This is a genomic window from Xenorhabdus ehlersii (assembly GCF_003610465.1).
Taxonomy (GTDB): Bacteria; Pseudomonadota; Gammaproteobacteria; order Enterobacterales; family Enterobacteriaceae; genus Xenorhabdus; species Xenorhabdus ehlersii.
This window is the reverse complement of record NZ_RAQI01000004.1, coordinates 99,611-124,672: the sequence shown is the minus strand read 5'-3', so window position 1 is coordinate 124,672 and position 25,062 is coordinate 99,611. Positions and strand designations below refer to the sequence as shown.

The 25,062-nt window shown below is 43.8% G+C and carries 23 protein-coding genes and 1 pseudogene; 11 read left to right on the top strand and 13 right to left on the bottom strand.

Annotation, left to right across the window (positions count from 1 at the left end; genetic code table 11):
* Nucleotides 1–79: 79 nt before the first annotated feature.
* Entirely contained in the window at nt 80–556 is a 477-nt protein-coding gene (gene greA / locus BDE27_RS13485) for a transcription elongation factor GreA (protein WP_099132635.1), read from the bottom strand.
* A gap of 295 nt (nt 557–851) precedes the next feature.
* Here greA and dacB point away from each other — a divergent pair, with 295 nt between their 5' ends.
* Complete coding sequence (dacB, locus tag BDE27_RS13480; RefSeq protein ID WP_099132636.1) at nt 852–2,312, top strand: serine-type D-Ala-D-Ala carboxypeptidase; 1,461 nt, start codon at nt 852–854, stop codon at nt 2,310–2,312.
* Between the two features lie 91 nt (nt 2,313–2,403).
* On the opposite strand, the gene cgtA is transcribed toward dacB, so the two are convergent.
* The 3 genes from cgtA to rplU all read right to left on the bottom strand — a co-directional run bounded on the left by cgtA (nt 2,404) and on the right by rplU (nt 4,290).
* Nucleotides 2,404–3,573, bottom strand: a complete 1,170-nt coding sequence (cgtA, locus tag BDE27_RS13475) for an Obg family GTPase CgtA (protein WP_099132637.1) — start codon at nt 3,571–3,573, stop codon at nt 2,404–2,406.
* Between the two features lie 131 nt (nt 3,574–3,704).
* Nucleotides 3,705–3,962 (bottom strand): 50S ribosomal protein L27, encoded by a 258-nt coding sequence (rpmA, locus tag BDE27_RS13470; RefSeq protein WP_011148617.1) that lies wholly within the window; start codon nt 3,960–3,962, stop codon nt 3,705–3,707.
* A gap of 19 nt (nt 3,963–3,981) precedes the next feature.
* On the bottom strand, nt 3,982–4,290 hold the full coding sequence (gene rplU / locus BDE27_RS13465; protein ID WP_045968299.1) for a 50S ribosomal protein L21: 309 nt from the start codon (nt 4,288–4,290) through the stop codon (nt 3,982–3,984).
* 251 nt (nt 4,291–4,541) lie between these two features.
* On the opposite strand from rplU, the gene ispB reads away from it, so the two are divergent.
* Complete coding sequence (ispB, locus tag BDE27_RS13460; protein WP_099132638.1) at nt 4,542–5,513, top strand: octaprenyl diphosphate synthase; 972 nt, start codon at nt 4,542–4,544, stop codon at nt 5,511–5,513.
* A gap of 27 nt (nt 5,514–5,540) precedes the next feature.
* Here the strand turns inward: ispB and BDE27_RS13455 are convergent, their stop codons facing one another.
* Both BDE27_RS13455 and BDE27_RS13450 read right to left on the bottom strand, forming a co-directional pair.
* Complete coding sequence (locus BDE27_RS13455) at nt 5,541–5,921, bottom strand: DNA-binding protein (RefSeq protein ID WP_099117221.1); 381 nt, start codon at nt 5,919–5,921, stop codon at nt 5,541–5,543.
* Nucleotides 5,922–5,996: 75 nt separating this feature from the next.
* Entirely contained in the window at nt 5,997–6,344 is a 348-nt protein-coding gene (locus BDE27_RS13450; protein ID WP_099132639.1) for a DNA-binding protein, read from the bottom strand.
* Between the two features lie 187 nt (nt 6,345–6,531).
* Here BDE27_RS13450 and BDE27_RS13445 point away from each other — a divergent pair, with 187 nt between their 5' ends.
* Nucleotides 6,532–6,798 (top strand): helix-turn-helix domain-containing protein, encoded by a 267-nt coding sequence (locus BDE27_RS13445; protein ID WP_099132640.1) that lies wholly within the window; start codon nt 6,532–6,534, stop codon nt 6,796–6,798.
* Between the two features lie 110 nt (nt 6,799–6,908).
* Here the strand turns inward: BDE27_RS13445 and mdh are convergent, their stop codons facing one another.
* The gene (mdh, locus tag BDE27_RS13440; protein WP_099132641.1) at nt 6,909–7,847 is read right to left on the bottom strand and encodes a malate dehydrogenase; all 939 of its coding nucleotides are present in this window, start codon (nt 7,845–7,847) and stop codon (nt 6,909–6,911) included.
* Between the two features lie 437 nt (nt 7,848–8,284).
* Here mdh and argR point away from each other — a divergent pair, with 437 nt between their 5' ends.
* The gene (argR, locus tag BDE27_RS13435; protein ID WP_099132642.1) at nt 8,285–8,755 is read left to right on the top strand and encodes a transcriptional regulator ArgR; all 471 of its coding nucleotides are present in this window, start codon (nt 8,285–8,287) and stop codon (nt 8,753–8,755) included.
* Nucleotides 8,756–8,828: 73 nt separating this feature from the next.
* Here argR and mpl read toward each other — a convergent pair whose 3' ends face one another.
* Entirely contained in the window at nt 8,829–10,199 is a 1,371-nt protein-coding gene (mpl, locus tag BDE27_RS13430) for a UDP-N-acetylmuramate:L-alanyl-gamma-D-glutamyl-meso-diaminopimelate ligase (RefSeq protein ID WP_099132643.1), read from the bottom strand.
* A gap of 183 nt (nt 10,200–10,382) precedes the next feature.
* On the opposite strand from mpl, the gene fbp reads away from it, so the two are divergent.
* From fbp to ppa, 3 genes are all read left to right on the top strand, one after another.
* Nucleotides 10,383–11,387 carry a class 1 fructose-bisphosphatase gene (gene fbp, locus BDE27_RS13425; RefSeq protein WP_099132644.1) on the top strand — a complete coding sequence of 335 codons (1,005 nt, stop codon included), beginning with the start codon at nt 10,383–10,385 and terminating at the stop codon, nt 11,385–11,387.
* A gap of 514 nt (nt 11,388–11,901) precedes the next feature.
* Nucleotides 11,902–14,964 carry an inverse autotransporter beta domain-containing protein gene (locus tag BDE27_RS13420; RefSeq protein WP_167450607.1) on the top strand — a complete coding sequence of 1,021 codons (3,063 nt, stop codon included), beginning with the start codon at nt 11,902–11,904 and terminating at the stop codon, nt 14,962–14,964.
* 166 nt (nt 14,965–15,130) lie between these two features.
* Nucleotides 15,131–15,661, top strand: coding sequence for an inorganic diphosphatase (gene ppa / locus BDE27_RS13415; RefSeq protein ID WP_099132646.1), 531 nt, complete (start codon nt 15,131–15,133; stop codon nt 15,659–15,661).
* Between the two features lie 90 nt (nt 15,662–15,751).
* Here ppa and BDE27_RS13410 read toward each other — a convergent pair whose 3' ends face one another.
* The 3 genes from BDE27_RS13410 to tamA are packed head-to-tail and all read right to left on the bottom strand — an operon-like array spanning nt 15,752 to nt 21,626.
* Entirely contained in the window at nt 15,752–16,099 is a 348-nt protein-coding gene (locus tag BDE27_RS13410) for a gamma-glutamylcyclotransferase family protein (RefSeq protein ID WP_099132647.1), read from the bottom strand.
* Nucleotides 16,100–16,101: 2 nt separating this feature from the next.
* Nucleotides 16,102–19,887, bottom strand: coding sequence for an autotransporter assembly complex protein TamB (gene tamB / locus BDE27_RS13405; RefSeq protein ID WP_099132648.1), 3,786 nt, complete (start codon nt 19,885–19,887; stop codon nt 16,102–16,104).
* Nucleotides 19,884–21,626 (bottom strand): autotransporter assembly complex protein TamA, encoded by a 1,743-nt coding sequence (tamA, locus tag BDE27_RS13400; RefSeq protein ID WP_099132649.1) that lies wholly within the window; start codon nt 21,624–21,626, stop codon nt 19,884–19,886. The genes tamB and tamA overlap by 4 nt, the downstream gene beginning before the upstream one ends.
* Nucleotides 21,627–21,763: 137 nt before the next feature.
* Between tamA and msrA the strand changes: the two genes are divergently transcribed.
* The 3 genes and pseudogenes from msrA (at nt 21,764) to BDE27_RS13385 (ending at nt 22,976) form a co-directional block, all read left to right on the top strand.
* On the top strand, nt 21,764–22,411 hold the full coding sequence (gene msrA, locus BDE27_RS13395) for a peptide-methionine (S)-S-oxide reductase MsrA (RefSeq protein WP_099132650.1): 648 nt from the start codon (nt 21,764–21,766) through the stop codon (nt 22,409–22,411).
* Between the two features lie 174 nt (nt 22,412–22,585).
* A pseudogene (locus BDE27_RS13390) lies at nt 22,586–22,681 on the top strand (type II toxin-antitoxin system RelE/ParE family toxin); the annotation flags it as partial.
* A gap of 109 nt (nt 22,682–22,790) precedes the next feature.
* The gene (locus tag BDE27_RS13385) at nt 22,791–22,976 is read left to right on the top strand and encodes a helix-turn-helix domain-containing protein (protein ID WP_244208791.1); all 186 of its coding nucleotides are present in this window, start codon (nt 22,791–22,793) and stop codon (nt 22,974–22,976) included.
* Nucleotides 22,977–23,053: 77 nt separating this feature from the next.
* On the opposite strand, the gene BDE27_RS13380 is transcribed toward BDE27_RS13385, so the two are convergent.
* Nucleotides 23,054–23,260 carry a DUF1107 domain-containing protein gene (locus tag BDE27_RS13380; RefSeq protein ID WP_099132651.1) on the bottom strand — a complete coding sequence of 69 codons (207 nt, stop codon included), beginning with the start codon at nt 23,258–23,260 and terminating at the stop codon, nt 23,054–23,056.
* 334 nt (nt 23,261–23,594) lie between these two features.
* On the opposite strand from BDE27_RS13380, the gene BDE27_RS13375 reads away from it, so the two are divergent.
* Nucleotides 23,595–24,167, top strand: a complete 573-nt coding sequence (locus BDE27_RS13375) for a YtfJ family protein (RefSeq protein WP_099132652.1) — start codon at nt 23,595–23,597, stop codon at nt 24,165–24,167.
* A gap of 73 nt (nt 24,168–24,240) precedes the next feature.
* On the opposite strand, the gene cysQ is transcribed toward BDE27_RS13375, so the two are convergent.
* Complete coding sequence (cysQ, locus tag BDE27_RS13370) at nt 24,241–24,984, bottom strand: 3'(2'),5'-bisphosphate nucleotidase CysQ (protein WP_167450613.1); 744 nt, start codon at nt 24,982–24,984, stop codon at nt 24,241–24,243.
* Between the last annotated feature and the right edge of the window lie 78 nt (nt 24,985–25,062).

Genomic DNA, 25,062 nt, shown 5'->3' with positions numbered 1-25,062 from the left:
TTATACAAAAGTGCCATATTAATTTATTTACTATGAGAAAAAAGGCCAAAAGCTGGCCTTTTTCTTTGATCATGGTGTATTAAACATAATCCACGTTCAAAACTTCGAATTCCACTTGACCGCCAGGCGTGGAGATGACAACAACATCATCTACTTCTTTACCAATCAGGCCTCGGGCAATCGGTGAATTCACTGAAAGAAGATTTTCTTTAATATTGGCTTCATCATCACCGACGATACGGTAGGTCTGTTCTTCATCAGAATCCAAGTTCAGTACCGTTACCGTTGCCCCAAAAATCACTCGGCCATTGTTGGTCATTTTCGTGACATCAATCACCTGTGCATTGGAAAGTTTAGCCTCAATTTCCTGAATACGGCCTTCACAGAAACCCTGCTGCTCACGAGCGGCATGATATTCCGCGTTTTCTTTCAAATCACCGTGCTCACGCGCTTCAGCGATTGCGGCAATAATTTGAGGCCGACGTACATTTTTCAAATGTTCTAATTCTTCGCGCAATTTATCCGCGCCACGTACCGTCATCGGAATTTGTTTCATTTATTCAACCTCTAAATTAATCCTAAGCCCAAACAACATCTTCCTGATTTTTTGTAATAACAGCACATTTTTTAATAACAGCACAATGAGCACACCTTATCAGGCAGGCTTACAGATACTTAATAAAAAGAAGTGTAATTCAGCACAATCTGAAGTCCACAGGCATACTTACCTGTCAATCTATCATTCTAACGTAGAGTTGGTGATGGATCATCGTTTACTTTGCCTTTAAACAGCACCTTAGTATCATTAATACAAATATTCATGGAATACATCACCTTCATATGCGAGATCTATGGCTCTTTTAAAAATTCCCAGCAGAATAGCGTGTATGCTCAGTTTGAGCCTGAGCATCTTCAGTGCAAATGCCTCTTCTGATATCTCTTCTATTGAGAAAAGCGCCCAATATTTACCTACGGGAGCTCATTTTTCATTTATTGCCCAAACCGTTGGGGCAATAAATCCTTTAATTGATTATCACGGGCAACAAATGGCTTTACCTGCCAGTACGCAGAAAATTGTGACAGCATTAGCAGCGCTATTGCAACTTGGTAAGGATTACCGTTTTATCACAACACTGGAAAGTGATGCTAATCTTTCAGATGGCGTATTAGAAGGTAACTTAACGGCTCGCTTTGTCGGTGATCCCATGCTGACACGTTCACAACTGCGCACTATGGCCGAAACCCTAAAACAATCTGGTATAAAACAGATTGATGGAGACCTTGTCATAGATATTTCGATTTTCTCCAGCCACGATAAAGCACCAGGCTGGATATGGAACGATATGACCCAGTGTTTCAGCGCCCCTCCATCAGCAGCAATCGTGGATAAAAACTGCTTTTCTGTTTCACTCTACAGCGCAGAACAACCTGGCGAACTGGCATTTGTCCGTGTGCCCTCTTTTTACCCTGTTAATGTACTGAGTGAAGTCAAAACCTTGGCTAAGGGTTCACCAGAAGCAAAATATTGTGAATTTGATGTTACATCGGGTGATTTGAATCGATATACCCTCACAGGCTGTCTGACACAACGCGATGAACCACTACCATTGGCATTTGCTGTCCAAAATGGGCCTAGTTATGCCGGCAAGCTCCTGAAGAATGAACTGAATATTGCCGGTATTGAGTTAAAAGGCCATATACGTCTCCAGTCGGCTCCCAAACAACCAGAAAAGATCCTCGCCGTAAATCAATCTGTGCCATTAAATAAGATGCTCGAAATCATGTTGAAAAAATCAGATAACATGATTGCGGATACCCTCTTTCGTACCCTCGGCCACCGCTATTTCAACGTTCCAGGGACATGGCGGGCAGGTTCCGATGCAGTCCGCCAGATTCTTAAACAGAAAGCAGGCATTGATTTGGACAATACTGTCATGGTGGATGGTTCTGGCCTTTCACGCCACAATTTAATCGCCCCCACAACCATGATGGAGATATTGCAATTTATTGCTCAGCACAATGATGAACTGGACTTCATCTCCATGTTACCCAAAGCGGGATATGATGGCACGTTGGCTTATCGCTCTGGCCTGCATGAAGCGGGGCTTGATGGTAAAGTCTTTGCCAAAACAGGATCATTACAAGGTGTTTATAACCTCGCAGGGTTTATGACTGCTGCCAGTGGACAACAAATTGCTTTTGTCCAGTTTGTCTCTGCATACTCTGTTCCGCCAGAAGATCAACGAGCCCGTCGTGTTCCGTTATCGCGTTTTGAGCACAATTTATATAAATCGTTATATCAAAGTCACTGAGCTGGCTCAGTGACTAAGAAGAGCTTGGCCAAAAAGAAAAAAGGGCGCCAATACAACGCCCTTTTGTTATATTCGAATGACCACATGAAGATTAGCGTTTATAAATAAACTCAACGCCTTCGTCATCTTCTTCGTCCCAGTCATCATCCAAATCTTCGTCGTCAGATGCTTGCTGTAACTGCTCTTTATGGTAGTCATCCCACATAAATTCAACTTTTTCCGGTTGGGACTCTTCCGACGTTTCCATACTACGAGGCTGCGTCTTCATGAACTCCATAATGTCCCAGCAAAGCTCTTTCACGCCCTGACGATTCACGGCTGAGATCATGTAATAATCGCCTTCCCAACCCAATTCATCAGCGATAGCTTTTGCCCGCTGCTTAGCCTCTTCTGCATCGATGAGATCGACTTTATTAAAGACCAACCAACGCGGTTTTTCTGCCAGTTTTTCACTGTAATTATGCAGCTCTTTGATGATGATACGGGCATTTTCGACTGGATCGGATTCATCGATTGGGCAGAGATCAATCAAATGCAACAATACGCGGCAGCGTTCCAAATGCTTCAAGAAACGAATACCCAATCCAGCGCCTTCTGATGCACCTTCAATCAGACCAGGGATATCTGCGACGACAAAACTTTGCTCGTTATCCATACGCACAACACCAAGGCTTGGCACCAAGGTTGTAAATGGATAATCAGCAACTTTCGGTTTTGCTGCCGATACAGCACGAATAAAGGTGGATTTGCCTGCATTTGGCATCCCCAGCATTCCCACATCAGCCAGCAGCATCAGTTCCAACATCAGCTCACGACTTTCTCCGGGAGTTCCCATCGTTCTTTGACGAGGAGCACGGTTCACCGAAGATTTAAAACGGGTATTGCCAAGGCCGTGGAAGCCTCCTTTTGCTACCATAAAACGCTGTTCATGGCGCAGCATATCCCCAAGCACTTCGCCCGTGGCAACATCACGTACACGAGTTCCGACTGGAACCTTAATCGTAATGTCCTGACCACGTTTACCCGTACAATCACGGCTTTGTCCATTCTGACCACGTTCAGCACGGAAGGATTTTTCAAAACGGTAATCAATCAGTGTATTGAGGTTTTCATCTGCCAGCAGGTAGACATCACCACCATCACCACCATCGCCGCCGTCCGGCCCACCTTTGGGAATATATTTCTCACGACGGAAGCTGACGCAACCATTGCCACCATCTCCCGCTACAACCAGAATCCTGGCTTCATCTACAAATTTCATCACTTTTCTCCGTAGGATAGCCACTGTAAAGCTGGATGGCAGCTAGTACCCAGAGATGGCGTAATCCAAAATAATAAAAAGCCCCGCAACACACATTGCAGGGCTTCTGATTCGATCAAGATGCAAAAAACTTATTCAGCTTCGATGCTGATAAATTTACGGTTTTTTGGACCTTTAACTTCGAACTTAACTTTCCCGTCAGCTAATGCGAACAGGGTGTGGTCACGGCCACAACCTACGTTGTTGCCTGCGTGGAATTTAGTACCACGTTGACGAACGATGATGCTACCTGCCAAAACAGACTCACCACCAAAGCGTTTTACACCCAGACGTTTGCTTTCAGAATCGCGACCGTTACGAGTCGAGCCGCCAGCCTTTTTGTGTGCCATTAATCTGCTCTCCTAAATCTTAAGCGATGCCAGTGATCTTAACATCGGTGAACCACTGACGGTGGCCCTGCTGCTTACGGCTGTGTTTACGACGACGAAACTTAACAATTTTAACTTTCTCGCCACGACCGTGAGCTACGACTTCAGCTTTAACTTTAACGCCTTCAACTACTGGAGCGCCGATTTTGATGTCTTCGCCGTTAGCGACCATCAGTACCTGGTCAAACTCAACAGTTTCACCTGTTGCGATGTCCAGCTTTTCCAAGCGAATTGTTTGGCCTTCGCTTACTCGGTGTTGTTTACCACCACTTTGGAAAACTGCGTACATATAAACTCCGCTTTCCGCGCACCCCCTAAAAATGCTTTCCAGAGCGCGCTATAAAATATTCACAATAGGGCGCGAATTCTACGCAAAAACCACTTGGAAGACAAGTGCAGAATTAGAACAGATGAGAAAAAAACAGAGTTTTTCAATTGTCATTTATTTGAACGGTTTTTCAAGTACAATCGATATATCTTGATATCTATTGATATGCTAATTAATGAGCACAGCTCTGAATCAGAGTCCAAAGCCAAAACATGAATTTAGAATCGATAATTAAACTCACCGCTGATGATATGGCAGCGGTTAATGAAACCATTCTTAACCAATTAAATTCTGACGTTGCGCTGATCAACCAACTTGGTTACTACATCATCAGCGGCGGTGGCAAGCGCATTCGACCAATGATTGCCGTACTGGCAGGTAAAGCCCTTCATTGCCAAAACGCAAAACACATCAAAGTTGCTGCTTTGATTGAATTTATCCACACAGCAACGCTGCTGCATGACGATGTCGTTGATGAATCTGATATGCGCCGAGGTAAGGCGACAGCCAACTCTATTTATGGTAACGCTGCCAGTGTCCTTGTAGGTGATTTTATCTATACGCGCTCATTTCAAATGATGACCGATCTCGATTCCATGCGCGTATTAAAATTGATGTCTGACGCTACCAATGTCATTGCTGAAGGAGAGGTCATGCAGTTGATGAACTGCAATGATCCGAATATTTCCGAAGATGACTATATGAGAGTCATTTACAGTAAAACCGCCCGCCTGTTTGAAGTCGCTGCGCATTCAGCTGCCATTCTCGCCAACGCCACTCCTGAGCAAGAAATAGCACTACGTGATTATGGTCGTTATCTAGGAACTGCATTTCAATTAATTGATGATCTGCTGGATTATGACTCGGATAACAATACGCTTGGTAAGAATACAGGGGATGACTTGAACGAAGGCAAACCAACATTACCTCTTTTGCACGCTATGAACCACGGAACACCGGAACAATCCACTCTGATACGAGGTGCCATTGAACAAGGTAATGGCCGCCATTTGCTGGATACCGTCCTGGCAACGATGAAACAATGCGGTTCACTCAAATATACCCGCCAGCGGGCAGAAGAAGAAGCTGATAAGGCAATTTCAGCATTGCAGTCACTGGAAGACTCTCCATACAAGGCGGCTCTTGAGGGATTGGCCCATGTCGCTGTACAGCGACTTTCCTAAACTGAATCAATTAGTGCCCCAGATAACTCAATCTAGGGCGCTGTCTTTATTATCAATATCTTGAATACCGACATATTGGACAAGGCTGGCTAGCCCTTTTCTCAAAATAAATTTAACCATTCGTTCTCTTTCGGATTTGCTCAACTGGTAATAAGCCTCTACCCAGATCATAAATGGATCCTGTCGCTTATTACGGTAGTATTCGACCGAATTTTCACTGACCGTCAGTACATTCACGACTTCTTCGGGCAAACTGTTGACATTATATTCGAGTGCTTTTCCCTGTACGCCACGCTTACGGCGTTGTTCCCAGCCCTCGCGTCTTGCCATCAGATTGACCCCTTGGGGAGACGATGGCAGCCCTGCGAGGCCGATGAGTTCTTTTGCAGAATACCACTCTTTTTTCATCTCTTTCTCCTCGCTTGATACTGGAGCAGTGACGGGAAAGCCAAATTTTAAGCACTTGGCTTTTTAAAAGCTGCCTCAAGTAGCTATGATTTTTTCCAAAAAACTTCTTATGCCATCTCGTAATATCACTTCGGTAATGACCTCCTTCTCTTCCTCGGTGAGTAAATTAAATGCACTTACCCAAATGGATAAAGGATCTTGTTTCTGAACCTGATATTCCGTTGGTGTTTCATGAAGCTCCAAAGCTTCTAACGTTGATTTAGGAAAACAAGAGTAATGGTATTCAATCGCCCTTCCCTGGACACCTGACCGTTTTTGCCTCAACCATTCTTCACGTTTTGCCCTGGCATTAACTCCTTGTGGTGATCTAGGCAACTCACCTACACCGGTCAACTCCATTGCCGTATACCACTCTTTTTTCATAATGTTTCTCTATTTTTGTAACCAAGTTCAAAAAAGAAGTTATTAAGAAAAAATTAGAAACATTTTTAGAAAAAATAATGTTATTTTAATTTCTTAATAACAGGTTCGTGTTCGTTATTAATTTCACATTAACGCTTTAGTTATACCACTAATGTGGCTTCTAATTTAATAGAAAAGGATTAAAAAAATGATTTCTATGAAATCGGATTGGCATCCTGCTGATATTATTGCCGCTTTACGTAAACGAGGAACGACATTAGCTGCCGTTTCTCGCGCGGCGGGACTGAGTTCATCTACTTTGGCGAATACACTTTCTCGCCCGTGGCCCAAGGGAGAATGGATAATAGCGAATTACTTAGAACTACATCCGTCTGAAATATGGCCAAGCCGCTATTTCGATCCCCATACAGGAGAACTATTGGAAAGGAAAGTTAGAGAGAAAAAGAATAATTAGTTATCAATATAACTATTGAAAGGAAAACCGCTAGTTAGAAATAACTAGCGGTTTTAGTTATTTAATATATTTAACTTAATTCGTATATTAATAAATCATTAATAAATGAATTAGCCGTTAATAAACTTCTCGCCTAATTCAATATCTTTCTTCAAAACATCCAGCATGTTATCCAATGCTTTCTGTTCGAAGTCACTCAACTTGCCAATATCTAAACGTTCTTCGATACCATTTTTACCTAAGCGAACAGGCTGCGCAAAGAAACGGGCATATTTGCCATCACCTTCAACATAGCTGCACTCAACAACATTGCTTTCGCCTTGCAAGCCACGGAGCAGTGACAGCCCCAAACGAGCCGCTGCTTGTCCCATAGACAGTGTTGCAGAGCCACCACCCGCTTTCGCTTCAACAACCTCAGTGCCCGCATTCTGGATACGCTTGGTCAATGCTTCAATTTCTTCATCAGTGAAGCTAACACCTGGAATTTGCGACAGCAGAGGCAGAATGGTCACACCAGAGTGCCCGCCAATAACAGGAACTTCTATTTCTTCTACTTTCTTGCCTTTCAGCTCAGCAACAAAGGTGTTGGAACGAATGATATCCAGGGTTGTGACACCAAACAGGCGGTTCTTATCGTACACCCCTTCTTTTTTCAGTACTTCAGCAGCAATCGCTACAGTGGTATTGACTGGGTTGGTAATAATGCCAATTAATGCTTTTGGGCAAGTTTTAGCAACCTGCTGAACCAGATTACGAATGATACCCGCATTGATATTGAACAAATCGGAGCGATCCATACCAGGTTTACGCGCCACACCCGCAGAAATCAATACGACATCTGCACCTACCAAGGCAGGGGTTGCATCTTCACCAGCAAAACCAGTGACTTTAACTTCCGTTGGAATATGGCTCAGATCGGTTGCCACGCCTGGGGTCACCGGAGCAATGTCATACAAGGAAAGTTCTGAACCTGAAGGAAGCTGGGTCTTGAGTAGAAGGGCAAGTGCCTGACCAATACCACCGGCTGCGCCGAGAACTGCAACTTTCATCCTGATACTCCTTAAATTAAGTACTGTAAACACTACGTATTAAAAACAATCTGTTAACAGCCAGATTATCCACTTAATAGCCTGATGATGGAACACCAAAGTTGTTTTATTCTAAACAAAACGCTTATCTGTTAATGAGATAATGGACACTTTTTTAAGAATTATTTCAACCGTATTCTTCATCAATTAACTGATTACCTTACTCTTCCCTTTCAGGTCAAACAACACCATTTAATTAACAATGCATTTACTATGCTTAATCTGACGGAAAGAAAATGCACAGGAATTAAATGATATTAATCCTCAGATTATGAATAGGGAGATATTGGAAAATATACAATTATGCCCTGTATGTTAGTTTATTCTTCTCTTTCTTGAATAAAAATTCACTCTTTCGCATAATGTCCGCCTGATAACGGATTCAACGATGGTGAAATATGCGTGTTCCTTCGAAACAGGAAGATTTGGTAAAAGCTTTCAAGGCATTATTGAAAGAAGAAAAATTCAGCTCTCAAGGTGAAATTGTTTTGGCACTTCAAGAGCAGGGGTTTGAAAATATCAACCAATCTAAAGTTTCCAGAATGCTGACGAAATTTGGTGCTGTCCGAACCCGTAATGCAAAAATGGAAATGGTTTACTGCTTACCTGCAGAATTGGGCGTTCCCACTGCCACCAGCCCATTAAAAAATCTGGTATTAGATGTCGATTATAATCACAGCATTGTCGTCATACGAACTAGCCCTGGCGCAGCACAGTTAATTGCCCGCCTATTAGATTCATTGGGGAAAGCAGAAGGGATCCTTGGCAGCATTGCAGGGGATGACACTATTTTTTCCACTCCAGCGCAAAACTTTACGACAAAACAACTTTACGAAGCAATTCTCCACCTGTTTGAACAAGAACTTTAATTTTTTCAGGTCTGCCGTATGCCAATCTAATCAAAATATGCGTATGGCAGACCGAAATATAAGAAAATATTGATTAATCCGCGCTTATTTTTTTCGTCAATGCAGCCAGTAGTTTTTCGTGAATACCGCCAAATCCACCATTGCTCATAAGCAGAATATGGTCACTGGGCTGGGCCGTTTCTACAATCATTTTAACCAACGTATCAATATCTCCACTCCAACGAGCGGGCTGAATACACTGTTCAGCAATTTCAACCACCTGCCACGGAATATTGGTGGGTTGATAGAGAAAAACTTCATCGGCGCGCCCCAAAGAAGGAGCAATATCATTTTTGCTCATTCCCAGTTTCATGGTATTCGAACGCGGTTCCAGTACGGCAAGAATACGAGCCATACCGCCCACTTTACTTCTCAACGCCTCCAGTGTGGCTAAGATAGCCGTTGGATGATGGGCAAAATCATCATACACCGAGATGCCATTGACTTCGCCGCGCAATTCAAGGCGACGACGGGCGTTAATAAATTGGCATAATGCCTGACAGGCATCCGCAGGTTGAACGCCCACATGATGGGCTGCCGCAATTGCGATCAAACCATTATGCATATTGTGCTCACCAACCAATGACCACTTCACTTCCCCAACCTGCTCACCCCGATGGAATACCTGGTAGTGGCTGCTATCCTGGCTAGCTTTCTTCGCCTGCCAATGACCGCTTTCTCCGATCTGTTCCAATTCACTCCAACATCCCATTGAAAGCACCTGCTTCAAATTAATATCATTATCAGGAACAATGATCTTGCCGGTACTCGGCACAACCCTGACGAGATGGTGGAACTGTTTTTGAATAGCGCCCAAATTTTCGAAAATGTCGGCATGATCAAACTCAAGATTGTTCATGACCAGTGTGCGGGGACTGTAGTGGACAAATTTCGAACGCTTGTCAAAGAAGGCACAGTCATATTCATCAGCTTCAATCACAAAAAATGGGCTTTCACCGATGTGTGCTGAAACTTCAAAATTCCCTGGCACACCACCAATCAGGAATCCTGGTTTATAGCCACACTCTTCCAAGATCCAGGCCACCATACCCGCTGTCGTTGTTTTGCCGTGAGTTCCAGCGACAGCCAATACCCAACGCTCCGGCAATATATGATCATGCAACCATTGCGGGCCAGAAGTATAAGGAATGCCTCGATCCAGCACGGCTTCTACGCAGGGATTACCACGTGTCATGGCATTACCAATGATCACCATATCTGGAGCAGGATCGAGCTGTGCCGGATCGTACCCTTGGGTCAGCTCAATGCCCTGTTTTTCCAGCAAAGTGCTCATTGGGGGATATACATTGGCATCAGAGCCAGTCACTTCATGCCCCTGTGCGCGAGCGAGGATCGCCAGCCCACCCATGAAAGTACCGCAAATGCCAAGAATATGAATACGCATTTATTTCTACCTGATTCATGAACTGTATCACTATTTTAACCCTCAAATCAGAGATTAAAAATGCAATAACCTATGAATCATTGGATTCTTTAGCTAAACTGCCCGCGCCTAAGTGCGGCACATAAGTGCAACACATAAGTGAAGCACGCTTCCTAAAACCACAACCAATTCAAGGCCTTTGTCATGAAAACATTGGGCGAATTCATCGTCGAAAAGCAGCAAGATTTTCCGCATGCTACAGGTGAACTGACTGCACTACTGTCTGCCATAAAGTTAGGTGCCAAAATCATCCATAGAGATATCAATAAAGCCGGTCTGGTGGATATTTTAGGCACAAGTGGTGTATCTAATGTTCAGGGTGAAGTCCAGATGAAACTGGATTTGTATGCCAATGAAAAACTCAAGGCAGCACTGAAAGCACGCGGCGAAGTTGCAGGCATTGCTTCCGAAGAGGAAGACGACATCGTTATTTTTGATGGCGACCGAGCAGAAAATGCGAAGTATGTTGTTTTGATGGATCCACTGGATGGTTCTTCGAATATTGATGTAAACGTTTCCGTCGGGACTATTTTCTCAATTTACCATCGAGTCACCCCGATCGGGCAACCTGTAACCGAAGAAGATTTCCTGCAACCGGGCAATCGTCAGGTTGCAGCGGGTTATGTGGTTTATGGTTCATCTACAATGTTGGTTTATACAACAGGCTGTGGTGTCCATACTTTTACTTATGATCCTTCCCTCGGTGTATTCTGTCTGACCCATGAGAAAGTCCAATTCCCAGCAAAGGGCAATATGTACTCTATCAATGAAGGGAACTACATCAAGTTTCCAATGGGCGTGAAAAAATACATCAAATATTGTCAGGAACAAGACGAAGCAACCCAGCGCCCTTACACAACCCGTTATATCGGTTCTCTGGTTGCGGATTTCCACCGCAATTTATTAAAAGGTGGGATCTATATCTACCCAAGTACGGCAAGCCATCCAACGGGCAAACTCCGCTTACTTTATGAGTGCAACCCAATCGCACTCCTGGCTGAGCAAGCCGGTGGTAAAGCCAGCGATGGAGCAAACCGTATTCTAGATATCGTGCCAAATAAACTGCACCAACGAGTACCTTTTTTTGTCGGCACCAAATCTATGGTAGAAAAAGCCGAAAGTTTTATGGCCGAGTTTCCTGATCAATAAGCAGTATTATTAAGCCATAATTTAAAGAGGTGGGTTTCCACCTCTTATTCCATTTATTTTCCAAACCACAGGCTTATTAAGCTTGCAACCATTTAATTATATATTCTCACTGATACGCCATAGTCATTCCTGAAAAAAACACCGCTCTTACATGAAAAACTTTTTAAAAAATGAAACCCAATTTCAGTGGCAATAAACTGATAACTTTTTTCTATCAATCGATAATTATTTTTCATTACGCATAACAATAAAAGTTTTCCTAATGTATGTAGGTATGGGAAATATTATCTTTTTTATATTAATGAGATAGCTATACCCAATAAAACTGAAATTTGGAACATCAAAGGTGTAACGCTAAAGCGCTGGCGACAGCCCATATTTTATGAGGAATTCATATATGGACTCGTATATAAATCATAAAGTTTTTCGGCTTTCTATACTCGTGTATTCGCTTTTTTTACCCTTTACTCCTACGAGTGCGCTTGCAGCGGGTGAAAAAATTCAAGAGAATAGAATGTCCTTACCAGGATCAGAAAATGAAAAGAACGCCAATCAGGCGCAAGATAAGCAAACTGCTCTCGATAAAGAAGCAGGAGTCATCGCACAAAATATCCATAGGGTGAGTAATATTTTATCCTCTTCCCCATCTCAATTAACCGAACAGGCAAAATCCTACGCTTTGGGGAAAATCAATGGTGCGATATCCACGGAAACGCAAAAATGGTTATCCAGATTTGGTACAGCCAATATTAATCTTTCCGTCGATAAAAAAGGAAAACTGGATAGCAGCTCCTTGGATCTACTGTTACCTCTCTATGACAATAAAGCGGATTGGCTATTTTTCTCTCAGTTAGGTTATCGCCGACACGATAGCCGCAATACCCTAAACCTCGGCCTTGGTGGACGTTATTTCACACCCAATTGGATGTATGGTTTAAATACCTTCCTTGACAATGATTTCACGGGACAACATCAACGGTTGGGGGTTGGTGGGGAAATTTGGACCGATTATATTAAATTGTCTGCCAACACTTACTGGCGCTTGAGCAAATGGCGCCAATCCCCCAAAGAGCTGGAATATGAAGAACGGCCAGCCAACGGCTACGATATCAATGGTGAATTTTTCTTACCAGCTTATCCAAACCTTGGGGGTAAGTTGAGTTATGAGCAGTACTTTGGCGATAACGTTGCCCTGTTCAATCGGAAAACCAAGCAAAAAAACCCTAACCTTGCCCGACTTGGCCTAAATTACACCCCGATTCCACTGATGACAATGGGTGTGGATTATAAGCTCGGAAGCAGTGGACACAGTGAGGCTCTCTTCCAGGCCAATCTGAATTATCGTTTTGGTATGCCTTTTGCGGATCAAATTTCACCGAATAGTGTTGCTGCTATGCGCACACTAACGGGAAGCCGTTATGATATCGTGCAAAGAAACAACCACATCGTGCTGGACTACAAGAAAAAACCCGTGTTCAACCTTGCTTTGCCAAATACATTAAGCGGATATAGTGCCCAACATGTTCAAATCACCCCTAATATTACCGCTGAGCACAAACTGAAGAAACTATCATGGCAGGCTAATGAAGAGTTCCGTAAAAACGGGGGAGCTATCACACCTCATGGCAGATCTGTTGAACTGGACCTGCCGAAATATTCTGCCAAGGGGATAAACAGCTATACCCTGTCTGCTGTTTCTGAAGTCACGGGTAACAATAAGCCCATGACATCTTACATGAACGTGGTTGTTGAGCCTTTTGCCATTAAAGACCAAAGCATCAAGCCAAGTGGCACAGGCCCTATAATTTCCAATGGCAAACCGGCTTATGAGCTGGCAGCTACAATCACCTATGGCAATAAAAACAACCCGCCAATTAAAAACAAGGCGATATCGAACGTAAAATGGAGCCTCGATCCACCAGATAAACATGCAACATTAACCTGGGACTCAGCAGGCATGACTAATGATGCAGGCCAGCTAACTGCCATGTTGAGCAGTACTCAACCGATTAATCCGAAAACAAAGATTTATCTGTCAATGGATGAGCAACCTAAATTGGAGATAAAAGGCGATAAGCCATTTTATTTCACTAATCTTAGTGATGCTATTCAGGCCAAAGATTTTGTGTTCGACCAAAAAGGGCCTTATGAGGCAACGGAACGCAAACCAATCATTGTGACTGCGACTGTGTTCGATCTCAATGGCAATCCCATCAATAAAAAAATGGATATGAACTTACAATGGAGTACCGAGCCTGCTGATCTACCGGGATTATCGGTTAAGCCCGCACCTGGCTATGAGAATTCCTCTGATCAGGAGGGTAAAATCAAAGCGATTGTGACCAGTACCCAGGTAGTGAAAGGTGCTAAAGTTGAGGTGTTGATTAATGACAAACATCAAAGCTTCTCTAAGCCACTCGATTTTGTTACACCAAAAAGCTTGAAGTTTGCATTCGGTGCAATATCGCAATCACCTGTAGGGCCATTAACCGCTGGCGGAAAAGAGCGCTATACCTATAAGGTGCCAGTCATTGACGCAGAAAGCAAACTCCCTCTTAAAAATCAGTCTCTTGTTAAACTTAAAGCGGAAATAATGAATGCTGCTTCTAATATCATTCCGCCTGTAGAAGAAATTAAACTTGAGATTCCTACAAATCCAACCACCGATAACGAGGGTTATGTGACTCTCTCTATGTCAAGTCTTGTCGGTATAGATGGACTTTATTTCAAACTAATGCCAGATGCAGCCAGTGAAAATGATACAAATAGCATACAATCCGTACCGGTAAGCTTCGATCCTATCCCAATACCAGTGGGAATTCTGATGGGTGCGAAAGGTTCAAATGTTACGAAATATATTGCTGAGCAGGGAAGACCTTATAACGTACATGGAGATCTGGTTATTCAACTGGCGCAGGATGGAACACAGTTGTATGATTACACGGCAATTAACCGCTCAGGTGGTACACAGACTTCGAACAGTCCATCAAGTATCAAATCTTCCAATCCTAACTTGGTGAAAGTAGATCTATACTCAGGAGAGATAACATTCCCCCGAGATAGTTTCTCCATTGAGCAATGGCCGGTAACAGTGACACTCACCAAAACAGTTATGGACACGGGAGTAAAATCTAGTTATTACTATACCTTCAACCCACGGAGATACCTACTTATTCCTGAACATCCTGATCCCAATAATCCGAGTTCGAAGACTGTTCTCTTGAATGGCTCTCCAGACTGTCAGGATGTGGATTGGACTGGCAAGGATAATATCAATGGTCAGAACGCTGTCACACCGAACCTGACTGATATAGGAGCAACTCCGCAAACGACGACTCTGACGTCAATTAGTTATGAATATGACAAAACGCATTTCCCTGACTTTGGATTGCAATATCTGCGGAATCACACGGCCGGGACTAATATAATGAAAATATATACTCCATCAGAGGGAGGACTTTATTATGGATATGACTACGATACAAGGGAAGCTAAAAAGGCAAGTCTATCTGCCCCTTCGTCAATGCTCCTTTGTATAATACGCGTTGATGGTTATGGACAAGTTTCGCCATATTAAACTACGCTTAATATAAATCAGCACAGACTCAATTAAACTTGAGTCTGTGCTTTTTTATTATGCTTTTAAGCCACCGCCAACCACCGAAAAATCCGAGGAATTTTGGCCTGTTTTGGCTATAATACCCCGCACTCCATTTTGGTTTAACATTGAAGGAAACCGTTTTATGAGCCTGAATAATGTACCGGCTGGCAAAGAGCTGCCTGAAGATATTTATGTCATCATTGAGATCCCAGCAAATGCCGATCCCATCAAATATGAAGTAGACAAAGAGTCTGGTGCCCTGTTTGTAGACCGTTTCATGTCAACCGCGATGTTCTACCCATGTAACTACGGCTACATCAACCATACCCTGTCTCTCGATGGTGACCCAGTTGACGTATTGGTGCCAACACCCTACCCATTGCAGCCAGGTTCTGTGATCCGCTGCCGTCCAGTGGGTGTCCTGAAAATGACTGACGAATCCGGTGAAGATGCAAAACTGGTCGCTGTTCCTCATACCAAACTGAGCAAAGAATACGATCACATCAAAGATGTGAACGATCTGCCAGAACTGCTGCGTGCCCAAATCACTCACTTCTTCGAGCACTACAAAGATCTGGAAAAAGGCAAGTGGGTTAAAGTTGAAGGCTGGGATAATGCTGAAGCCGCTAAAGCTGAGATCCTGTCTTCTTTTGAACGCGCTGCTAAAAAATAATCCTGACAGGTAATTGCGGGTTTTAATCCCAAAAAACCTCTGCCCCGACCAGGGACAGAGGTTTTTGTTTATCTTCCGATTGTCTAATTTTTACTCTTTCTCATGGCGTTTCAGCCAGTCACCACAGGTTATCCGGTGCAATCCCTCAACAGGTAATTTGTAGAGGTAGATCCAGGCCTTGCCATACGGTGTTTCAATCAGTTCCCTTTCGTACTCCTGAGCGTTTTTTTTCAACTCATCCAATTCTGTCAGGATGGATGGCGTAATACGATAAACTTCACATTCAATGGTTCCTTCGCCACGGACAACCGCCGGATAGTGCCCCAGATCATAAATTTCATAACCTTCTAATCTGTGCTCTCCCAACAATTGGGCATCCGTCATCCAGTGATGATTGCCTTGTTTTCGCCTCAGGCTGCCATAAACAATAACTCGCATCTTTAAAACTCAAACTCATAGAGCAGATCTAAAGCCTGATCAATACCAGATACCGCTTCCAGATACAATCTTGGCATCACACGATAACGTAACGTCAACGTCGCCAAAGAATCAAAAATACCCACACCATACTTCACTTGTAAGTTGTTGGTAATTCTGCCACTGACAACTACCTGAGATTTATCACCTACCCCTTGAGTATCTAAAGCCAAATCAGAAACGCCAAAAGTTTCCCCAATCTTACCGACTAATTGGCCACTCTGGGCAATCCCCAATCCAATCAGCATAGCCGCCATTTGCGAGTTGTCAGAATCCCCTTTTTCCAATCCTTCACCACGTAACAAGTAAGACAAGGCTTCCTGTTGTGATTTTACCGGATCAGAAAAAACTTCTACTTTCGGTTTATCTGCCAATCCGGTAACACGCACACCCGCGATGACTTTGTTCGCTGTCGATTCTGGATTACGGATAGCTTCAATGTTCAACAATGGCTGATCTGGCGGGCCAGAGAACATAATTGTTCCCTTACGCACTTGCAAATCTTGCCCATAAGCATGGAAATTCCCTTCCGGGATATCAATCTGGCCATTCAAGCCCAATCCCTGCTTATCCTGAAGGACTTTCAAGTTTCCTTTAAGCTGCGCCTTCAAACCAAATGCACTCAGATGCACATCATTGCCAATATGAACATTTAAGTTGCTTTGAATCAAAGTAGGTGATTTTTTCTTCTCGATGGGCTGGAGATTGTTATTTAGCATCACTTCATCAGCAGAAACACCTACCGCTGATTCTGGTAACTCCTGAACCGTAATACGTGCCCACGGAATATCCACATTACCGTCGAGTTTCAACAGGTTTGGTTTTGCTTCCAGCACCAAATTTGGGCTGACATTCACCTTTACCATCGGCGGAACAGTGACACGTAACTTATCACCATCGGCTGTCACTCTGGCGTACCATGCATCTAAGTTGCGCCAATCAGCATAACCATTCAGGTTGAGTTGCCCCTCAGGGGTTCTAACCATGCCATGCAAATCAGAACTAGTACCGGCAAAATGCACGGCTAACTGACCTTGGGTAATATCGAACGGAAGCCAATGGCTACTCATTTGCAGGGCATCAGCGTTAAGTTGACCAAATAGCAGTGGATCTTTGGCTTTGCCACCAATACGTAAATTCGCATTTAATCCTCCCTCTACTTTTTCGCCTTTACCCAAAATGGGTTTAACCAACCCTAAGGAAAGTGCTTGAATATCGACATTACCCGCTAATTTTCGGCTACCTTCTAAATCAGCGACCTGCACATCGCCTTTTAACTGCCCATTGCCAGCCAATTTAAATAGCCATGCCAAATTAGCCTTGCCATCTGCCAGCCCTGCATGCAAGGTCAGCGTTTCAAAATTAATCGGTAATGTATTACCTTCCACAACCTGACGAACTTGTACCCCATTCCCTTGAAGGGTCACTTTTGCCTGAGGCAACCCCTGCCCTGCTGTCCATCTGATCTCCGCATTACCGTTAAATAGCCCCTTAAGTTGGGTGCTTTTATCAAGGAATGGCTGGATCATAGCCAGATCAAAGCGTTCAAGTGCCACTTGTGCATGACCGCTAGTTCCTGCCTCAATAGGTTTTGAGATACAAAGATGAGCATTGGGATTAAGCCAGCAATGGGTTCCCACTATGGCCTTTTGCTGCAAGTTGAAATAATCAATGGCTATCGCCTTACTTAAACGCCACTCACCGACAGGCGTATTAAAGTCAGTATTGTTGATACTGCCTTGCCAGTGCTCCTTTTGACGATCAAAGCTGCCCTTAAGTGCCAAGTGGCCTGATACCGGTGTTCCTTCTATTTTCAGTTGTAAATCATGCTTCCTTTCTGTGCCTTTCGCGTTGAGCGTCAAGCTCTTGATCGTTAAATCCGCTTGCTGCAATTGCCGCACAACAACCGATAACTGACCCTGGATCTGTTCAGCCGAACGTACATCACCTTTGATCGCGGCGCTATCCACTCTTAGCACATCCTGCCAACGTAACCCACGTGCATTCAAATCTGCCACGATTTGCGGGGCTTGCATATTACCTCGCAATTTGACTTCACCCGTAATAAAGCCAGCCAGCCCCGGCAATAAGCCAGTTAATTGCGGTGCATTAATTTCACCATCGAGTTTCCACGCCTTATCCGTAAGCCGCCCTTGTACATTCAACGTATTACGCCCAACGGTAAGATCGAATTGAGGAATATCCCACTGTCCCGCGGCGTTACCCGATGCCTTACCACGCGCTTTGATAGCATTCTGCTTCACATGACCATCAAGGGTAATTTCAGGGATCTGAAGCTGCCAGCTTCCTCCATACAAGCTGCCACGTACGGCTATTTGACCATCTACTCTGGCAGGCCATTCCGGCCACTGTTTGGCCGTATTGATGCCATCCAAAATGAGCCTGGTATTCCAACTGATGGCTTTACTCCAATCAACCACGCCGGCAATATCGGCTTTCCCCTGCAAGGTGGCCAAACGTAAGCGCGTTAACCTCAGCAATTCTTCATTGCCTTTTGCGTCCAGCATCAACGATGCCGGTGGAAGATCGTTTCCCTTAATATCCGAGCGAAGGGAAAGAGCGTAGTGACTGGCTTGACCATTTAAGCGCAACTTGATGCCATCAAGCTGATATTCTGGTTTGCCTTTAAGTGGCCATTGCAGTTGCTGGCTTTTCAATGTCAGGCGAACAGGCAAGCCTGCTGTTGCCAATTCAGTCTGAGCATCCAAATTGGCAGCGACAGGGCCGGAAAGATCCAATGCGAGATTAAGCTGCTGTAACAACGCACCTTTTAACGTTAAATCAATCTGTTGCCCTTTTAAGTCATCCAGATTGATATGATTTAAGTCATTGACCTTACTCTTAACCACCAGGTTAACTGGCCATTTTTCGGCTAGCTTTGCCGTCCCCCGTATCGCCAGTGAGCCTTCCTGTGCCTGTACGCTTAACGTTTTTATCTCGACTGCCTGCCCATGATTGCTGGCCTGTAGCCGCAAATCGTTAATCTTGATATCGGTATCCCCTGTCAAATGAAGCTGGCTGCCGTGGATACCCTCCAGCGTGATATCAAGAGGAATGGGAACAGTAGGTAACTCCGCTAACAGAGGTTGGGCAAACAACGCCTTCAACGTTTCACCCAGAGGTTTTTCCGCTCCAGCCTGCTGCTCAATTTTTTGCGCTGTACCGATTTTTTCAGATGTGCTTTTTGGCAATGCCACCAGCAATCTATTAATTTCCGTAGGTTTTAATATCAGTCGTTTTTCCTGCCACTGGGCAGCCGTTTTAAACTCATCCAATGCAATAGCGATACCATCTACCTGCACATGAATATTTTTCAAAGAAAGCAAATCCAGTGAGATAGGGTACGGTGTTTGCAATTCAGTCAATGGTTCTGATTCAGTAACAGGAGCCGATGGCGGAAGTTCAGCGGTATTCACCGCAACAGTGACCCCTTCAGTTGTCAATGCATTGACGCACACCTGGCTGTGTTTCAGGCAGGAGAGCCGGATAGAGAGATGTAAATTATCTGCATTAACGTTAACGCCTGGCATCTGATATTTGACGCCTTTTAACGTTAAATCACGCCAACCTCCGCTGACACTCGCAATATCCAATCCAGGAACCCAACGTGCCGCACTGTTGATCACCAAATGCAAACCAGTTTCAGTGCCAACCAGTCCGACAACTGCCACTAATAACAGGCCAATAATCAGCAGGAAAGCAATACTAACCCTTTTTGCCCACTTCATAGTTCGGCCCCTAAACCAATATAAAATTCAACATTATGACTATCTGGATCTCCAATTGGCGTTGCCAAATCAAATTTTATCGGCCCTACCGGTGACGCCCAGCGCACGCCAATTCCCGCGCCAGTTTTAAAATTACTCTTTCTAATGTCATCCACCGCTTCACCGGAATCGACAAACAACGCACTCCACCAATTGCCATAAATATTGTATTGATATTCTAACGAACCAACCGCCAGCTTTGATGCCCCGACTAATTTTCCCGCACTATCTTTCGGTGAGATTTTCTGGTACTTATAGCCACGAATACTGCGATCCCCCCCAGCAAAGAAACGGAGATCCGGTGGCACCTTGTCGAATTCACTAGTCTCTATCCAGCCCAAATCTGCCCGTACCACAAAACGGTGATTCTCCCGATACGTTCTTATCCAGACATGATGAGCCTGTAATACGAGAAAATCGACATTCGACTGCCAGGTTGTATCAGAAATATCAATCGAGTAACGCTGGCTATCTCCCCAATAAGGCATTGTGCCGCCACGCTGGCGAATACGGCTGAGACTAAATCCCGGATAAAGCAGCATAGTGGTATTGGTTACGTTAGCCTGAGTAAAGTGGCTAAGGCTCCAGCGCAGATTCACGCTGTACTGCCACCCCGTAAAACGATCCCAATTACGGGAAAGGTTTAAGGTTGCCGTATCCGAAATGGTATCGTTAATATCTTTACGTCTATAACCCGTTTGTAGCTGATAATATTCTTCCAGTGGGTTAACTTTAAGCGGCATTTTGTAGGATGCGTCAATGATTTGATCGCGTCTAGAAAGGTTAAGGCTGGTACTCAAACTGTGTCCACGGGAATTAAGCCACGGTTTTTTCCATTTTGTCTGAACACGAGGCCCGACATCCGTTCCATAACCTCCCCCCAATTCAACATAGTTGGCAGACCGAGGCACTAAGGACGCATTTAATGGTAATAACTTATCCTTACTCTCACGCCCTATTTTAAAATCGGGTACAACAACCGCAGAGTTGAACCATCCGGTATCCACTAAACGGCGGTTAAATTCGGCTAATTGTTCAGAGGTATAGTATTCACCTGGTTTAAAAGGAATAAGGTTATTCAGGTAGGTTTCACGAATTTGCGATCCGTAGAATGTCACAGGACCAAAACGATAGCGTTGCCCGCTATCGAAATCAAAATCCCAAATAGATTCGTGCAGATCTTTTGCTACCCCCAACTCACTTTTTTTCATGACGGCATCAAAATAGCCTTTCTTAACCGCCAGATTCGTCAATGAATTTTTAAAATCTTCATATTCACCGTGGTTAAGTATGGTCCCGTCTTTGGGCATATTTTTTTTAATCAGGATGGCATAGTCTTTATCTGTTTTAGCACCGCCTTCCAAATCAACATTCACTTTAGCCACTCGCACAGGTTCACCAAGCGTTACCTTTGCAGTTAAAACAGGACGGGCAGGCGGCGTGTTCTCCTGATAGGTAAATTCAACGGTGGATTCATAATATCCTAATGGACGAAGCCCTTGTCGTATCGCTTTCTCCACACGTGCACGAAAACGGCCATCAGGAGAAACTTCATCAGTACTGATATTGGAAAGTTGCACTCTGGCATTTTTTTCTAATTCTCCAGAAAGACCTTCTAGTTTCAATCGTAAATTTGCACTATAAGCCGATGGAGTGACGATAAAGACACAAAGCGCACCTATGAGGGGATATCGTGACACTCGAACTCCTAATATTTATCTCTCTGTTGAATAAAATTCAACAATATAAAAATGCCGCAATGAATTAATTCTGGTAAAGTTTTAACAATATACAAGCAACATATAATCATAAGACTTTGAATATACAGGAGGGAATCTTGCCAAATTCAACCAATGAAAGACAACCTGTTTCTGCGCCAGAGGCCATACCGGGTAGAACCACTCCATTAACCGTATCACCCTACCATGCCATCACGCAGCATGCGATAGAGAACATTCCTGAAAATATGGAAATTGCCTATGTAGGAATGGGATGTTTCTGGGGTGTGGAACGCCTTTTCTGGCAACAGGAAGGAATTTACACCACTTCCGTGGGTTACAGCGGCGGCACTACGCCAAACCCAACTTATGAAGAAGTGTGTACTGGATTAACAGGCCATGCAGAAGTGGTCAGGATCGTATTTGATCCAACCCAAATTACCTATTCGCAACTAATTACCCTGTTCTGGGAAAATCACGATCCTACCCAAGGTATGCGTCAACATGGTGATATTGGTACTCAATATCGTTCCGCTCTGTACACGGTTTCATCACAACAATATGAACAGGCCATTGCCAGCCGAGACCAATATCAGCAAGCGCTGGTGCAAAATAACGACCAACGCACTATCACGACGGAAATTCGCGAAGCGGGGCCATTCTACTTTGCCGAGGATTATCACCAGCAATATCTCCACAAAAACCCTGAAGGGTATTGTGGCTTAGGTGGTACTGGGATCTGCTTCCCACCGACACTTAGAAACTAGCTGATTGAGTTAGCCCAATGGTATGACCGTTGGGCTAGCTACCTGAAATACGATCAATCAGCATCTGCCCCCAACCAGTAGCAAACCCTGCATTGTGTTATATTTATACAAATTTTCTCCAAAAAGTGAAATTTTTCTATTGAGTTAACGCCTCCTCCTGTGTATAGCCAGAGAATTTATCTACTCCATGCATTTGTGAAGAAAACACAAAAAACACCGACTGGTGCGATAGAAATAGCCAGAAAACGGCTGAAGGAGATGAACAAATAAACGGTATTGATTTTGAACAACTGAAATCAGAAATGTTAAACACCCCAGAAGCTATCCAGACATATAACGATCCAGACGAAAGCCAGGTATTATAGAGTTGCTATACCAAATGCGTGCAAACGCGGGTTTGTCTAAATCAGAATTGGTCAAGAAATTGGGCGTTTCACCCTCTGCCATTACTCGGCTGGAAGGAAATCCGATGGAGACTAGCATAAGAACCCTGTCCCGATATGCTAATACCTGCGGTGCCAATATCAATATTAAATTGAGTTTATTGATAACACACAATCAATAAACGGCCACAAGGCCGTTTATTATACTAATGTTATGTATTGATTTTATTACCATTAGTCGATGAGCAGTTACAAACAATCACCCTATTTCGGTCTGTAAGCGCAATACTTGCTGATTGACTTCACTCATTACATGGAAATGGCGTTTATCTCTGATTTTCGGGGGTAAGATCTTTCCATAATTGAATTCAAAAGCACCCATGTCCTTAATATATAACCGCCCACGAAATAGGGTTTTTACGTAGAGAGCAATTTTCACAGGGTTATAATGGCGAAAGATTTTCATCTCTGTTTTTTCCTCCCATGCTTCTTACGGTACTATTCTATCTATTGCTGCTGCATAACTCGCCAATGAATCAGAAGATGCATCGTGGTTATGCCAACTGTATAGACTACGTATATAGAAATTTGTTCCCCTCAATATTAAGATTCAATCTCTGCCTTAATGTAACATTATGATATTAATAAGTATTATATTACGCTTCCCTTTTGTTTACTTATATCTCACCTCAAATGTTATTAAATTGTTTATTTTATTGAGGACAGACCAGTTAACAAGCGCTATGCTGAATATGTCATTCCCTGATAACATGCCACATCATGATAAATAAGGAATAAATATGTTAAAAAACAATATATTAACAAGAATCGTGTTATCTGCAATATTGAGTATAACGCCAATATTTGCGTTCGCTCATAACATCACCTTAGAACAACCTGTTCCCGCTATCAGTGTGACAGATAAAGGTGAGCTGTTGCTAAACGATGGTAAGTTCAGCTACCAAAATTGGAGCAGTACTGAACTGTCAGGAAAAGTAAGAACAATCCAGCATATTGCCGGTCGTAGTTCCGCAAAAGAGATGAATGATCCCCTGATTCAAGCATTGAAGGATGCTGATTTACCTAAGGATAAATATCAAACCACCAGCATCATGAATACTGATGATGCTATTTTTGGCACTGGTGTTTTTGTTCGCAATAGTATCGAAGACAGCAAAAAACAGTTCCCGTGGTCACAATTCATTGTCGATAGTAACGGCCTGGTTAAAAAGGCTTGGGGACTGGAACCCAAAAGTTCGGCAATCATTGTGCTGGATAAAAATGGTAAGGTGAAATTCGTCAAAGATGGCAAGTTAAGTAACGAAGACATTACACATGTGATCAGCCTAATTAAAGAAGAATTGGAAAAATAGCCTATTCAACGCTGAACAGTGATAATGGTTCTCCCATTGTGAGCCATTATCACCTTAATGTATCGCTTCAGAATCAAAAAACACTAACTCTAAATCCTGGATTCAGAAAGGATTCACGCGGCGTGTAATTGAGTGTTTTCCCTTCCCAATCCGTCACATGCGCCCCCGCAGCAATAGCAATGGCATGACCGGCCCCCGTATCCCAGATGTTGGTCGGCCCAAAGCGTGGGTAAAGTTGGGCTTTCCCCTCTGCAACCATACAAAATTTGAGTGAAGACCCTACCGAAAGTGTATCGTGTACCCCTAGCTGGGAAAGATAGTCTTGCAACTCCTCATCGTCCTTGTGAGAGCGACTGACTACCACAACTGGCGGTTTCGCTGGCATAACTTTAATGGGAAGCATCTGACCATTGGCTTCTTTCCACGCCTGACGCCCTTGCCCTGAATATAAGACATTATGTACCGGAACATAGATAACTCCCATCACAGGTATACCTTGTTCTATCAATGCGATATTAACAGTAAACTCGCCATTGCGGCGAATAAACTCTTTCGTACCATCCAATGGATCAACCAGCCAATAACGCTGCCAATTTTTCCGCTCTTCCCATGACGGTGGTTCTTCTTCTGATAACAGCGGGATATCAGGTGCAATGCGCAACAATCCTGCTTTAATGATCTTATGGGCGGCAATATCCGCGGCAGTAACAGGTGAATCATCCATTTTATGCTCTACTTGCAACGGTTGCTCATCCTGATAGACCTCCATGATCGCCACGCCTGCTTCCCGTGCCAATTGGCAGATCTGTTGTAGCATCATACACCTCTGCATTCATTGTTCAGCTATCCCCTTAATGCTTTCAAATTGCAACTTTTGGCTGTGCTGCAAATCGAA

Excerpts from the sequence above, each read along its gene's own strand:
- greA (WP_099132635.1), bottom strand. The coding sequence starts at position 556 with ATGAAACAAATTCCGATGACGGTACGTGGCGCGGATAAATTGCGCGAA.
- dacB (WP_099132636.1), top strand. The coding sequence starts at position 852 with ATGGCTCTTTTAAAAATTCCCAGCAGAATAGCGTGTATGCTCAGTTTG.
- cgtA (WP_099132637.1), bottom strand. The coding sequence starts at position 3,573 with ATGAAATTTGTAGATGAAGCCAGGATTCTGGTTGTAGCGGGAGATGGT.
- rpmA (WP_011148617.1), bottom strand. The coding sequence starts at position 3,962 with ATGGCACACAAAAAGGCTGGCGGCTCGACTCGTAACGGTCGCGATTCT.
- rplU (WP_045968299.1), bottom strand. The coding sequence starts at position 4,290 with ATGTACGCAGTTTTCCAAAGTGGTGGTAAACAACACCGAGTAAGCGAA.
- ispB (WP_099132638.1), top strand. The coding sequence starts at position 4,542 with ATGAATTTAGAATCGATAATTAAACTCACCGCTGATGATATGGCAGCG.
- BDE27_RS13455 (WP_099117221.1), bottom strand. The coding sequence starts at position 5,921 with ATGAAAAAAGAGTGGTATTCTGCAAAAGAACTCATCGGCCTCGCAGGG.
- BDE27_RS13450 (WP_099132639.1), bottom strand. The coding sequence starts at position 6,344 with ATGAAAAAAGAGTGGTATACGGCAATGGAGTTGACCGGTGTAGGTGAG.
- BDE27_RS13445 (WP_099132640.1), top strand. The coding sequence starts at position 6,532 with ATGATTTCTATGAAATCGGATTGGCATCCTGCTGATATTATTGCCGCT.
- mdh (WP_099132641.1), bottom strand. The coding sequence starts at position 7,847 with ATGAAAGTTGCAGTTCTCGGCGCAGCCGGTGGTATTGGTCAGGCACTT.
- argR (WP_099132642.1), top strand. The coding sequence starts at position 8,285 with ATGCGTGTTCCTTCGAAACAGGAAGATTTGGTAAAAGCTTTCAAGGCA.
- mpl (WP_099132643.1), bottom strand. The coding sequence starts at position 10,199 with ATGCGTATTCATATTCTTGGCATTTGCGGTACTTTCATGGGTGGGCTG.
- fbp (WP_099132644.1), top strand. The coding sequence starts at position 10,383 with ATGAAAACATTGGGCGAATTCATCGTCGAAAAGCAGCAAGATTTTCCG.
- BDE27_RS13420 (WP_167450607.1), top strand. The coding sequence starts at position 11,902 with ATGTCCTTACCAGGATCAGAAAATGAAAAGAACGCCAATCAGGCGCAA.
- ppa (WP_099132646.1), top strand. The coding sequence starts at position 15,131 with ATGAGCCTGAATAATGTACCGGCTGGCAAAGAGCTGCCTGAAGATATT.
- BDE27_RS13410 (WP_099132647.1), bottom strand. The coding sequence starts at position 16,099 with ATGCGAGTTATTGTTTATGGCAGCCTGAGGCGAAAACAAGGCAATCAT.
- tamB (WP_099132648.1), bottom strand. The coding sequence starts at position 19,887 with ATGAAGTGGGCAAAAAGGGTTAGTATTGCTTTCCTGCTGATTATTGGC.
- BDE27_RS13385 (WP_244208791.1), top strand. The coding sequence starts at position 22,791 with ATGCGTGCAAACGCGGGTTTGTCTAAATCAGAATTGGTCAAGAAATTG.
- BDE27_RS13380 (WP_099132651.1), bottom strand. The coding sequence starts at position 23,260 with ATGAAAATCTTTCGCCATTATAACCCTGTGAAAATTGCTCTCTACGTA.
- BDE27_RS13375 (WP_099132652.1), top strand. The coding sequence starts at position 23,595 with ATGTTAAAAAACAATATATTAACAAGAATCGTGTTATCTGCAATATTG.
- cysQ (WP_167450613.1), bottom strand. The coding sequence starts at position 24,984 with ATGCTACAACAGATCTGCCAATTGGCACGGGAAGCAGGCGTGGCGATC.